A 12744-nucleotide genomic window follows, 5' to 3' on the forward strand; every position below is an offset into this window, starting at 1 on the left:
ACCGTTAAATTGGGAGTTCGTATAGGTTGTTATGGTAAAATAAGGATATGAGTGAATAATGGAACCATATGACGTGCAATAAATAATAGATTAATGGAGTGAGATAAATGGTGGATTTAGCTGCTAAACCAGAAATGGTTGGAGAAAAAGTGATCCTAAGACCTTTTAGAGTAGAGAAGGATTTCCCTTTTTTAGAAGAATGCTTAAAGGATCCTGAGGTTTTAAAATTAACAGGAAGCTCCCCAGGGTTTGATAGAGAACAGATCATAAATTGGTACAGCACCAGAAATGAGCAAACGGACCGATTAGATCTTGCTATTGTTGATAAAACCGAGAATATCTTAGTTGGAGAAGCAGTAGTTAACCTTTATGATGAAACCAATCATAGTATGAATTTCAGAATACTCATTGGTCCTAGAGGCAGAAATAAAGGATTGGGCACAGAAGCCACTCAATTAATCATCGACCATATTTTTAAAAATACAGATCTAAAACAAATCACTTTAGGTGTTTATGCCTTCAATCCAAGAGCCATAAAAGTCTATGAAAAAGTCGGATTTGTGGTTGATAGTGTTGATAAAGCAGATTTAGAGTTTGAAGGCGAAATGATTGATGCATTTAATATGAAGTTAACGAGAGAAAATTGGATGAATCAGCAGGGATAATGATAGTTTAGTTATTTATCGGACACAGGATCCGCTATTTCCGTAAAATAGACGTTTTTTTATAGATTATCGGACACAGAATCCGTTATTCACCGTATTTCATTGGAAAAAGGCATACTTTAGGGGTAATAACGGAACCACGGTCCTATAGCACTCTAAAAACACCATATTTTCATAAAATAAAGGAACGTGTGTCCGATAAAATTTTTATACACACTAGTACCTCCGCCATTTTGCAAAATTGATACCTTGAACAACAAAGTTAGTTAACAAGAATGGAGAGAAACAAACATGGATAAAATGCGCCAAACGATACTAAATTTCCGTGATGAACGAGGATGGAAACCGTACCATAATGAAAAAGACCTGGCTATATCAATCTCTTTAGAAGCCAATGAACTTCTCGAAAACTTCCAATGGAAAAGCAGTGAGGAAGCCGTCAACAATAAGGATTCCTTTCAAAATATGAAGGAAGAGATGGCCGATATCTTAATCTATCTCATACAACTAGCGGACAAGCTGGAGATTGATTTGGAAGAAGCAGTTCTGGCGAAGATGGAGAAGAATGCTATAAAGTACCCGGCACCAGTAAAGTGAGGAATACGAATGTCATTTCTAGATTTATTTAAAAAGAGCAAAAAAGAAGAGACAGCTATACTTATGAAAGAACCCAAAAAAGTTAACACTATCAACAATGAAAAGGTTGCAGCTAGAAAAGGTGAACTAGGAGAATACAAGATTGATATTCAACTTGCTCAGCTTCCAAAAGAGTATCGATATTTAAGTGACCTTTTAATAAAGAATAAAGAAGCCAAATCAGGCTATTCACAAATAGATCATGTAGTCATCACGCCATATGGAATCTTTGTGATTGAGACAAAAAACTATCAGGGTACTATTTATGGAGGGAAAGAGCGAAAAACGTGGCTAGTGAATGGGAAATTCAAAATGATGAATCCCTTTATTCAAAACTATGGTCACATTCAGGCCCTAAAAAACATCATTTCTCCAAAACATCATAAGAACTTTATTTCAATGGTCTCTTTTACAAAACGTTGTACCTTTAAGGTGGACTTAGAATTTAGAAAAATCTCCTCTAATGACTTAATCGTCTATGACATAGAGCTATCCGAATACATACATAGAAAAGTATCTGTCCTAAAACTGCAGTCAAAGGAACCGTTTTTAAGCAACGAAGAAATAGAATCAATCTATCTTTCTATTAAGCAAGAAAACATTGAGGACCCAGCTATTAGAGAACTTCATAAACAAGCATTGAAAGATGATAATAGTAATAAACCTGAAGAAAATAAGGTGCAGGCATCCAATAAATGTAGTATTTGTTCAGCACCTGTTTCGGAAAAGGTAAGAGATTTTTGTTTATCTAATAAAAAGTTTGAGGGGAAGATATATTGTTTTGAACATCAAAAGACTTTGGTGTAGGGACTACATATACTAAAAAAGATAACTGCCTGTTCCGTCGAATTTTTAACGAGGAACAGGCTGTTTATTCCTCCATCCTCTCTTTTTTATTTTGTAGTGTAGGAAGGGAAATGCAGGATTTTGTCGAACCTTTCTCCATAATAGATTGTGTGGGGTGGAAGAGACGATGCTAGCGGAAAAACTTCTTTTACAAATACTAATTGTCATAACACCAGTTCTGCTTTACCTGATATGGTTTGGGAATAATAAAGTTTTTAATTCCCCATACATGTGCGGTTTGTTACAAGGCGCCTCCGCTATACTATGTATGCTTTTCTCTTATCATAGTTTTGGGCATAATTGGGATTTACGCTATATTCCTTTAATTCTATCGATCCTATACGGTGGGCCAATGGCAGGTGGAATTGTGCTTGGGATCGCTCTCACAGGTCGTTTGCTCATGGGTGGAGAGCAACTGTTATTAGGATTAGCTAGTTGTTTAATTTCCATTATTCTTCCATTTATGATGGCCAAGAACTTTTTTACCTACAGTCCTAAAAAAAGAATGATGGTTTCCCTATTAGTTTCAGTTTGGCCGATGCTTATTTCAGGGGCATTCTTTGTTATGAGTAATAATCATAGACATAGCATTATGCACTTAGATATATGGCTCTTTGGTTTGTTATTTATCATTGGTATCATCCTCACAGCCAAATTAAATGAATTAGCGATTGAAAGAACGCAAATGAAGGAAAGCATTTTACGAGCTGAAAAGCTAAATATTTTAGGCGAACTGGCGGCATCTGTTGCTCATGAAGTTCGAAACCCTCTAACGGTTGTAAAGGGGTTTCTTCAATTAATGAAGCAAAAAGAAAATGCTAAGAATGATGAATATTTAACGTTGATACTGAGTGAACTGGGGCGAGCGGAATCCATTATCAATGACTACTTAAATTTTGCAAAACCACAATTTGAAAAGATGGAAGCTGTTCCTTTGGTGGCGGTCATGCAGGAGGTTATCTTATTAATAGAACCTCTGGCTGTAAAAGAAGGTATCATCCTTGAAAGTCAATTTGATGATACTCAAGCATCCATTTACACCGACCGGGATCAACTAAAGCAGGCTATGGTTAATTTTATAAAAAATGCAATTGAAGCAACTAGTGCGGGTGGCAGTGTCAGTGTGAAAATCATTTCCCCTGATGAGGAAAATAGTAAAGTTCTCATCACGGATACAGGTAAAGGAATGAACAAGGAACAGCTTTCACGGATTGGGACATTATTTTATACAACAAAAGATAAAGGCACAGGGCTCGGTACCACTGTATCGATGAAAATTATCGAAACGATGAACGGAAAAGTTTTGTATAAAAGCACCCCAGGAGTTGGAACAGAAGTCACTTTATTATTGCCGACAGTTAAAAAGGATAAGTTGGTCATTGCATAGAGGAACAGTCCCTCGGCTAATGTAGAACAACCTACAAATCTAGTGAACTTTTAAACTGTATAACCGCCTTTCTCTTCGTATTTCGGAGGGAAGAGCGGTTTTTTATTTTTAAAATTTATGTCATCAAGCTAACCTATGTGGTTTATCAACCGATTTTTGAGATTTATCAACCGCATCGGAAGATTTATCAACCGGAAATTCTTATTTATCAACCGTTTTTTAAAATTATCAACCGCGACTATGACCTTTTAGATATATCAATATTCCTGTCTCTATGTCCGCAGAGTTTCGCCATCCGAAATTTATCATTGCCAACTGATTGTATTTACAATTACTATTTAAATAGCTTACGTGTTTAAATGATTTTTTTTCAGCTTAGGGGAGATAGAGATGAGAAGTTACCTTATTTTGGGAATGTGTATCTTATTTTTAATACAGTATTTCGTGGAGATCCAATGGCTGCAGTATTTATTGGTAGTTGTTTCGTTGATTGCTTTTTTTGGAAGCGTCACGAAAGCAAGCCGTTTTCCCCGTATTGCCGGTTTAATCATGATGGCCGTTGGGATCGCGGTGGAGTGGAGTAAGGGGACTGGTATAGACGGAATTAGTGAAGGTCTGATTTTAATTCTACCTTTACTAACGCTTTTAACGTTAGTACCACTTCTGTCGATTCCTCTAAGGCTTGGAGGTTATTTTGAATCGATTTCTCATTTGTTGCATCATTTTTTACACCAACCGAAAAAGTTATTTACAGGAATAACAGGGACTTTATTTTTATTGAGCCCGATCCTCAATCTTGGGTCAGTAAGAATTATTCATGAGTTTTTGGAAGATTTGAAGTTCCCGTCTGCGATGACCGCAAAGGGGTATATTATGGGATTTACGACTGCTATCATGTGGTCACCCTATTTTGCTTCTGTTTCATTAGTGCTTCATTATCTGAATGTCTCCTTTCATGAATACATTCTTTATGGAATCAGTCTCGGTCTGCTTTCTTTAATCGTAGGAAATCTATTATTTGTTTTTTGGGTAAAAAGGCATCCTTTGGCATTAGGTGGTTCGGTAAACGGTCAACTTGATAAAAGAGTACAAAAGCATTTATTCAAACTAGTCTTATTTGTAGTTATATTATTAGGGGTATGCCTTGGGGTGGAAAGTATCACCCATTGGTCAATGATGGTTATCGTTTGTTTAGTGTCCATCGTCATTCCTTCTGTATTTGGATTGAAAAAATCCAATTGGAGACAGATGCATCCTTTATTGGTTGACTACCGTGATCGTACTGTTCCAATGTTAAATAATGAAATCATGTTATTTATGAGTGCCGGAATGTTAGCCTTCGCGATGAAAGGAACAACAGCGATGAATGGCATTAGCAGCATCCTCATTGGCTTTGCCAATCAGTCCTTTTTCTTATTCGCGATAGCGATTTTAATCTTTGTTCTTGTTGTCAGCTATATTGGGATTCATCAAATTGCGGCTGTTGGTGTGTTAGCGATGCAATTAAATCCAACAGAGCTCGGAATCAGTAATGTCGCACTTGCTTTAATTCTCTTATTATCGTGGTCGATTTCCACTGCGTTAAGCCCTTTTTCGGGTCTCAGCCTCATGGTCAGTCGACTTTCTGGTATAACGGGAATGAAGGAAGGGCTGAGGGTCAATGGTCAACATGCATTCATTTTTTCTATTGTTAGTATTGTCATTATTTCGTTTGTAAAATAGTTTCTTGATAAAGAGATCCCTAGCGAGATGAATGGTTAGGGATTTTTAAAAAAAACTCCCTACAAAGATGAAGGGAGTCAGACCTCGCGACAAAATCAATTTTTTTTTAGTATGACGACAGTTCGAGTCCAGCTTTTACTTATGAATATGAACCACGTGGGAAACCATTGCTGACTTTTTTCCATTTGACGACATCATAGTTTTCAGTTGCATCAACTTGTACCAATTTACGACCGTTGTCCTCCACTCGGACTTGGAGTGAACCAATATTATCGGCTGCGCCTCTCGGAACATTCACCCATTGCCCGATAATGAGATCCCCAACTCTGTTTCCATAGAAAGTCTCAGAAAAATAGTCAGGATCCCTTGATAGACCTATCCAATGGATTTGTACAGAACTACCTGCTTCTGTCTGGCGGATATAGTAATTGGCGATGTATTCTCCATGCCTGTTGTAGCCTTTCCAAGTACCTGTTAAGTCATAATTGTGTCTGTTTGACATGCTAAATTCACCTTCTTTCTTGTCCATCTGCTTTATAATATTTCTAGCAGCTATTCATTGATTGGATTGACGACTATATGGATATAAGAAAACTGACGGAATGAGATGCTCTTCTACTAAATCCTATTTTCCGCTAAAAGTCTAAACTCCTCGGCAGTCTATAAATCCATTTTTTCAAAAATGCCACAAAAAAAAGCTATCGAAAAATAGCTTAAGAGTCTTGAAGAAAAGCAGCAAGGTTCTTCTTTTAGTGTAAATTTATACCCTGACACTTTTAAATTCGATACCCAGAAAGAAAGGTTAAAAATTCCTGTTGGATCGAATGTTTATATTTCATAATCGCATAGGTAGACGCTTCCGGTAATTCAAAGGAATAGACAGGGACCTCTAATAAACTTCCCTCTAGTAACTCTCTTCGCACCGTTGAGACTGGTAAAAAGGAAACTCCCAAGCCTTCACTAATAAACCTCTTGGATATATGAACCTGTGAGACTTTCATCATTCGGGACTTTGGATATTTGTTTCTAATTTTTCTGCACAATCCGTCCCAGTAATCGGGGTGGTTATGTGTAAGAATCATAGTGGTTGTTAAAAAATCTTCTTCATCAAGCGGTGGAGCACTTTCAGAGTCTTTTCCGTCATGAGGAACAACAAGAATGACTTTATCCTTATAAAGGAGTTCTGTCACCAAATCGGGATGAACACTATTTAAACAGGATAACCCCATATCTACTTCATCATTTAATACCGCACTCTCAATATCCTTTGACTCGAGAATTTGAACGGAAATTTCAACAGTAGGATTTTTCTGTAAATAGGTTTTTAACACATAAGGAAAGATGGTATCGGCTATAAGTGGGGAAATGGCCAAAGATAGCTTATGTGTATAACCTTGACTAAAAGATTGCAGGTCTTCCAATCCATGTTGGTAGAGGTCTATTAACTTGTTGGCATGCTCTAAATAGCGCAGTCCTTCTTCTGTTAGTTTGACTTTTTTGCCGTCACGAAGAAACAATTTCACGCCTAGTTCTTTTTCTAGTAGTTTAATATGTACGGTCACTGATGGTTGAGAAATATATAAGAGTTCGGCTGTTTTTCTAAAATTTCCACATTGAGCAGCGGTGATGAAGGTGTGAATCCAACTTAACTCCATTCTGAAAACCCCTTTGATTAAAAATCTTAATTAATATAATTAAAAATAATTAATATTCTTAATACTATCTATCTTATACAATATTAATAACTTAGAAAAGGGGGAATATCCATGATAAACCAAGGATTAAAAGGGATCGTGGCAGCAGAAACGCTTATTAGTCATATAGACGGGCAGGAAGGGATACTCATTTATAGAGGTTATGATATTTTGGAAATCACCAAGAATCACTCTTTTGAAGAAACGGCTTATTTATTATGGTATGGCAGATGGCCAAATGAAGGGGAGTTACACCAATTAAAAGAAGAAATGAGCAGCAATCGAATGCTCCAACCGCAAATGGAACAATTAATCAAAAGCCTTCCGATGGATATGGATTTAATGAGTGTCATCAGAACGTGCATATCAGCTGAAGGAAATCACACCTACCAATGGAAGCCTACCATCTTTCAAGCAATCAGACTAACCTCTTTGATTCCCACCATTATTGCCTTTAGAAAAAGACTTCTAGAAGGAAAACCATTTGTTTATCCAAGAACCGATCTAACTCATGTGGAAAACTATCTCTATATGTTAACTGGTGAAATGCCAAAGCAAGCCCATATTCAGGCGCTCGAAACGTATATGATCCTCACGATGGAGCATGGAATGAATGCCTCCACTTTTTCAGCAAGAGTCACCGCTTCAACCGAATCCGATTTGGTTTCCGCGATCACATCTGCAATAGGCACGATGAAGGGACCACTCCACGGCGGAGCACCATCAGAAGTCATTGAATTATTGGATGAAATTTCAAAAAACGGAGATATCGAAAAGGTCATCCGTGAAAAATTAACCATCGGAGAAAGACTCATGGGATTCGGACATAGAATTTATAAAACGAAGGACCCACGTGCCATCTCTTTAAAAACAAAGCTAAAGGAATTTGTCGGAAACGATCCTTGGTTGGATCTTGCGATGGAAGTAGAGGATATCGGGATTAAGCTTTTGGAAGAATATAAGCCTGGCCGTGCCCTTTATACAAATGTGGAATTTTACGCAGCGGCCATTATGAAGGCTATTCATATGGAACCAGAACTGTTTACGCCAACCTTTACGGCAAGTAGAGTAGTAGGGTGGAGTGCTCATGTGTTGGAGCAAGCAGAAAACAATGTATTGTTTAGACCGCAGTCCGAATATGTTGGACCTATATTTTAACCGTAAAAGCATGTGGAGTGAGTTTCCGCATGCTTTTTAAATGGAACGAAGGGACAAATGGAGATTCTTCCTATTTTTATGAATATGGTATAATTTACAAATTATTGAATTTCATAGAATGAGGTTAGCAAGAATGAACAAGAAAGTTTTACTGTCTTTGTTAATTTATTTTGGCACTTATTTATTGTTCGATCTGATCAAGTGGGTGGTGGATTTTAGTAGTTTTACAAGTGCAATGATAAACTTAATGGTGCCACCGATTGTTTTGATCATCGTTCTTTATTTGTTAAAGGATGAATGTAAAGTAAAGCTGTTTGAGAAGGATAGAGCCTCTGTCGTCAAATCGCTACTAGTCATTTTGGGTGGCTTCATTATTATCGTACTTGGTCAGAAAATGATCTCTTCTATACCATTAAAAGCCTTAAATCCAGGTGGTTCGAATAGTGAAAGTTTGCTAGTTACCCTCCCGATGGTAATCATTGTTCAGGCATTAATAGCCCCTGTCTTAGAGGAGCTTATTTTCAGAAGAGGTATTCAGGGGATATTACATAGGAAGTTTAACCCTTTCCTTAGTATTCTCATCACCTCCATCCTCTTTGCTGTTTGGCATATGTCGCTAGCTGGTCTTCTTCAACGATTCTGGATGTCTTTGATTTTATCTACGTCTTATTATTATACCAATCGGTTAGCTGTACCAATGGTGACCCATATTTTATTGAATTCATTTGTGGGGATAGCCATATTATTGTTGAGTTAAGGTAGATGAAGTGAGTTATATATTAAAATTGGTGCCAGCACTTCAAGCGAGTTTATCAATAACGCTATGGAAGTGCTGGCCACTTTTTTTAGAGAGAATAGGGACAGGGGAATATACCAGTGTAAGGGACCTGTCCGAGTACCACGCTATCTAAAAATCCGCTTGATTTCAGCACCTAATCCCTCAAAAATGAAAGATTGAACCACTTCATTATGTTTAAATGTCGTATTATTTTTTATGTTTTTTTCTTCAAAAAGATAGACAGTGACTTCTTTGTTAAATGGATTCACAATCCAGTATTCCTCGATACCACAGGACATGTAGAGATCAAGCTTTTTGATCATATCTTTCCTTCGGGTACTTTCAGAAAGTATCTCTACGACAAGTGAAGGGACACCTTTATAATAATCATGTTCGTTTAACTTTTCCTCCAAATCACAAATGATCATAATATCAGGCTGAACCATATTAATGTTATCTTGTGTTCTCTTTAGCTCAATATCATATGGAGCAACCATCGGTCTACACTTTTTGCCTTGAAAGAAATTATAAAAGATAACAAATAGCTCTGTTAAAGCAATTTGGTGAGCTGTTTTTGGAGATGCTAACAAATAGATCTCTCCATCAATGTACTCATATCTTTCTTCGGATTCTCTCTGCAGTTCAAGAAACTCTTCATATGTCCCCTTTTTACCATCATAGCTATAATCTTGAGCCTTTTCACGAACTTGCTCTGTCCTAGTTGTACTTGTTTCCGTTGCCTCTCTAACAGCAATTAGTTTGGCGATCTCAGTACCGTTGCGAGTAATAATAATATCCTCTTGTGCAGCAAGCATTAAATATTTTCCAAAATTATTTTGTAATTCGGTGGAATTAATGATCATATCAAAATCATCCTCTATTAGCTAAATTAGCTATTTTAGCTAACTTTATTTTATAATTACCTAAATCATTAGTCAAATTGGCACACTATCTTTTTTGAAAATGTAACAATACCGTCAAAAATCCCCTTTCAGTTGGTGCCTAATTTTACACGGATTATGGTAATGTATTGGCGTAACCAATACAGTTTCATTTTAAGAAACAGGAGGGGTGAAAAAGAATGAAAAGAAAAGGAACAGATGAAAATGTGATGGAATTTGTACAGACGGCTTCAAACTCTAAAAAATTCCGCCCAGATTACTCGGTTTCTCAAGAGTTACGAGAGGAAATGGTCAATGAGGTTTTCAGAGATTTTATGAAGTATGCGTTGGATTTGTATTATGAAGATAACATTCCCATTTTAGAGGAAATTTTAGCTGATCTTCATGTGAGGGAAGAAAAACTTCAGGGGTTAATGCAGAACATATTTTGGTGGCGGCTATTTTATGAATCTCACCAGAAGAAAGGGACAAGCATTATAGAGGACTATATTACGGAAAACCATCATTGGCTGAGGAAAAAGCCAATTCTCATTTCCTGGTTAAGGGAATGTGATAAGGTGATATCTAAATTCTATTTTATAGGATACACATTTAATGAAAGAGTCTTTGTTGCGGTTGATATGCTAGCAGAAGAAACATTAGATGTCATAGTATTTGACCCACACGCGACCCCTCCAATAAAAGGAGAAATAGCTTTCGGAACTTTAATCCCTTTAGGAGGCGGACTATTTTTCCCGATTACCGATTTCTATCATTTTGATTTTGAAGCCAGGCAAGAAATCGCCAACCACCTACATTACTACTTCGACAAGCACCTAAAAACTTCTCCCATGCATGAAGCCTTCATTTACGTACTTACCGCAATGCTACAAATAGAAAAAATGGTATCTTTAGAAAATGCATCTTCACAAAAGTAATTTTCATAGACGTTTAAACATTTTTGAAATTCCTAAAGAAGGATGTGCTAAAATGGCATTAAAATCCAGGTGAAAAAGAATTTTTGAGAATGTTAGTAAAAATGCAAATAAATCCGGCTAAAATGGAATTAATAATCGCACGAATTACAGAACTAGATTATAAGGAAATTGAAGCTATTAAAAGAAACTTATAATGTTGGGTATGGGTTTATTTTCATGCTTCTTTTTTGCGCTTGAAAGTGTTCTGTAGCAGTAGGTTCAGCCGATAGCAAAAAGGTAGGTGCTAGATGGTAAAATCAAGAAAATATGTTCGGTTAGGAGTGAGGATATGAGTCTATATCGAAATGACCGTATTTCAGTAAAGGAATACATGGAAATACGAGAGAGCAGCGATGAACTCCTAGAGTATATCGATGGGTATGTCTATATCTCCCCTTCACCAACGATAAAGCATCAAAGAATTTCGGGTAAATTATTTATGAAATTGGCAAATTTTCTTAAGGGGAAGCATTGTGAAGTATTTCATGCTCCGATTGATATTGAATTAAAAAATGAAAAAATGGAAGGGACTAAAATTGTCATTCCGGATCTTAGCATCATATGTGAGAAAACTGGATTTACCGATACTAGATATGTTGGGGTACCCGATCTTATCGTAGAAATCCTGAGTCCTTCTAATCAGACCCATGATTTAATTACCAAATTAAATCTCTATATGAATTATGGAGTTAAAGAGTACTGGATAGTGAATCCTATGTTAAATTCCATTTCGGTATATGCTTTAAATGAGGAAGCTCTGTATGTTCAGCATGATATGAAAACAGAAATTGGAAGTATTACATCGAAGTTTTTGCCTGGATTCCGTGTTGATCTTGGTGAGATTTTTCAAGAACAATAAAACAAAGGGCTAGTTTAATTTTTAATTAACAGAATGATGATGGAAAGCATAATTATTGCTTCTCATTTTTTAAAATTAATAAATAAAATACTCTATCTTCATACTGGATTAATAAAACCGCGATATGATTAAAATAACAATTGAGAGAACAAGGAGTGTGGTTTAAATGACTACAAAGGTTCTTTTTAATTTTATTTTAATGATGATACATTTCTACATTTTATAGGTCGGTAGTTTGGTCGTAATAAGCTTGGCTTAAGGAAGCTATCGGACAGAGAATCCGTTATTTACTCAAAACGTCAACATTTCAAGAACCTATCGGACATTGGTTCCGTTATTTGCTTGAAATTAGCTGAAAATGTGGTTCTAATACCTATATAACGGAACCAGAGTCAGATAAAGCTAATAAAAGGATGCTTTTTTCACAAATAACGGAATTAGGGTCCTTTAAAAAACTATAATAGCGCATTTCAATAAAGAATAGGGGGAAGCCATCGTGATGGCTTCTCCTTTTATCATTTCGGAGTGGTGTAATAACAAAGCCTCTCTTGTCAGCCCCAAAGCCAGGTCCTTATAATTCCTTCATCCCTCTAATAAAGGCCGTTATCACGATTTCTACACTTTCGTCCAAATCCAATGTCATTTTAAAGCCTCCCGTTTGCTCGAGAGCCGCGAATCCATGCAGAATACTGCGCAAGCCTCTAACAGCATGTAAAGCCAAATCTCCTTCTAGTTGAAACGACTGTAATACCAGAACGACTAAATGGACGATTTTTCCCCCTGCCTCCTGGACTTCGACTTCCTCTGGATCGGGTGCCATTAAGGTTGCTTCGTAAAGACCTGGATACTTTCGCGCAAAATTAATATAGGCTTTGCTTAACGAAAGAAGGGCTTCTGTGCCTGATATTCCAATAGCCGACATCGTTAAATCTTCATATAGTTTTTCAAGTCCATAGATGGCTAACTTTTTTCTTAATCCTGGCAAGCCATCAAAATGGTTATATAGTGATGGTGGGCGGATATTTAGTTTTTTTGCCAGGTTTGCCAAGGTAACTTCTTGCATTCCATATTGGTTAGCTAAATCTGATGCAGCTTCTAGTATGGTCGTTAATTCAAGTCCGATTTTAGGTCTGGGTGACAT

13 protein-coding genes are annotated in these 12744 nt (G+C 36.8%); 9 read left to right on the forward strand and 4 right to left on the reverse strand.

Annotated elements, in window-relative coordinates; all coding sequences use genetic code 11:
- The first annotated feature begins 107 nt into the window (after positions 1 to 107).
- The 5 genes from ACSBPO_RS02945 (at position 108) to ACSBPO_RS02965 (ending at position 5256) form a co-directional block, all read left to right on the forward strand.
- Entirely contained in the window at positions 108 to 665 is a 558-nt protein-coding gene (locus ACSBPO_RS02945) for a GNAT family N-acetyltransferase (protein WP_442598595.1), read from the forward strand.
- A 291-nt stretch (positions 666 to 956) separates the two neighbouring features.
- On the forward strand, positions 957 to 1262 hold the full coding sequence (locus ACSBPO_RS02950) for a nucleotide pyrophosphohydrolase (RefSeq protein WP_442598596.1): 306 nt from the start codon (positions 957 to 959) through the stop codon (positions 1260 to 1262).
- Between the two features lie 9 nt (positions 1263 to 1271).
- Positions 1272 to 2108 (forward strand): nuclease-related domain-containing protein, encoded by an 837-nt coding sequence (locus ACSBPO_RS02955; RefSeq protein WP_442598597.1) that lies wholly within the window; start codon positions 1272 to 1274, stop codon positions 2106 to 2108.
- A 166-nt stretch (positions 2109 to 2274) separates the two neighbouring features.
- On the forward strand, positions 2275 to 3534 hold the full coding sequence (locus ACSBPO_RS02960; protein WP_442598598.1) for an ATP-binding protein: 1260 nt from the start codon (positions 2275 to 2277) through the stop codon (positions 3532 to 3534).
- A 390-nt stretch (positions 3535 to 3924) separates the two neighbouring features.
- Positions 3925 to 5256 carry a hypothetical protein gene (locus ACSBPO_RS02965; protein ID WP_442598599.1) on the forward strand — a complete coding sequence of 444 codons (1332 nt, stop codon included), beginning with the start codon at positions 3925 to 3927 and terminating at the stop codon, positions 5254 to 5256.
- 139 nt (positions 5257 to 5395) lie between these two features.
- On the opposite strand, the gene ACSBPO_RS02970 is transcribed toward ACSBPO_RS02965, so the two are convergent.
- Both ACSBPO_RS02970 and ACSBPO_RS02975 read right to left on the reverse strand, forming a co-directional pair.
- Positions 5396 to 5758 (reverse strand): hypothetical protein, encoded by a 363-nt coding sequence (locus ACSBPO_RS02970; RefSeq protein ID WP_442598600.1) that lies wholly within the window; start codon positions 5756 to 5758, stop codon positions 5396 to 5398.
- Positions 5759 to 6032: 274 nt separating this feature from the next.
- Positions 6033 to 6911 (reverse strand): LysR family transcriptional regulator, encoded by an 879-nt coding sequence (locus ACSBPO_RS02975; protein ID WP_442598601.1) that lies wholly within the window; start codon positions 6909 to 6911, stop codon positions 6033 to 6035.
- A gap of 111 nt (positions 6912 to 7022) precedes the next feature.
- Between ACSBPO_RS02975 and ACSBPO_RS02980 the strand changes: the two genes are divergently transcribed.
- Both ACSBPO_RS02980 and ACSBPO_RS02985 read left to right on the forward strand, forming a co-directional pair.
- Positions 7023 to 8108 carry a citrate synthase/methylcitrate synthase gene (locus tag ACSBPO_RS02980; RefSeq protein WP_442598602.1) on the forward strand — a complete coding sequence of 362 codons (1086 nt, stop codon included), beginning with the start codon at positions 7023 to 7025 and terminating at the stop codon, positions 8106 to 8108.
- 133 nt (positions 8109 to 8241) lie between these two features.
- Positions 8242 to 8865, forward strand: a complete 624-nt coding sequence (locus ACSBPO_RS02985) for a CPBP family intramembrane glutamic endopeptidase (RefSeq protein ID WP_442598603.1) — start codon at positions 8242 to 8244, stop codon at positions 8863 to 8865.
- A gap of 146 nt (positions 8866 to 9011) precedes the next feature.
- Here the strand turns inward: ACSBPO_RS02985 and ACSBPO_RS02990 are convergent, their stop codons facing one another.
- Positions 9012 to 9749, reverse strand: a complete 738-nt coding sequence (locus ACSBPO_RS02990; RefSeq protein WP_442598604.1) for a type II toxin-antitoxin system prevent-host-death family antitoxin — start codon at positions 9747 to 9749, stop codon at positions 9012 to 9014.
- A 218-nt stretch (positions 9750 to 9967) separates the two neighbouring features.
- On the opposite strand from ACSBPO_RS02990, the gene ACSBPO_RS02995 reads away from it, so the two are divergent.
- Together ACSBPO_RS02995 and ACSBPO_RS03000 are read left to right on the forward strand one after the other, a co-directional pair.
- Entirely contained in the window at positions 9968 to 10705 is a 738-nt protein-coding gene (locus tag ACSBPO_RS02995; protein ID WP_442598605.1) for a hypothetical protein, read from the forward strand.
- A gap of 328 nt (positions 10706 to 11033) precedes the next feature.
- Entirely contained in the window at positions 11034 to 11603 is a 570-nt protein-coding gene (locus ACSBPO_RS03000) for a Uma2 family endonuclease (protein WP_442598606.1), read from the forward strand.
- A 571-nt stretch (positions 11604 to 12174) separates the two neighbouring features.
- On the opposite strand, the gene ACSBPO_RS03005 is transcribed toward ACSBPO_RS03000, so the two are convergent.
- Positions 12175 to 12744, reverse strand: coding sequence for a TetR/AcrR family transcriptional regulator (locus ACSBPO_RS03005; protein WP_442598607.1), 570 nt, complete (start codon positions 12742 to 12744; stop codon positions 12175 to 12177).

It is taken from the genome of Neobacillus sp. D3-1R (assembly GCF_052180215.1).
Lineage (GTDB): Bacteria > Bacillota > Bacilli > Bacillales > Cytobacillaceae > Pseudoneobacillus.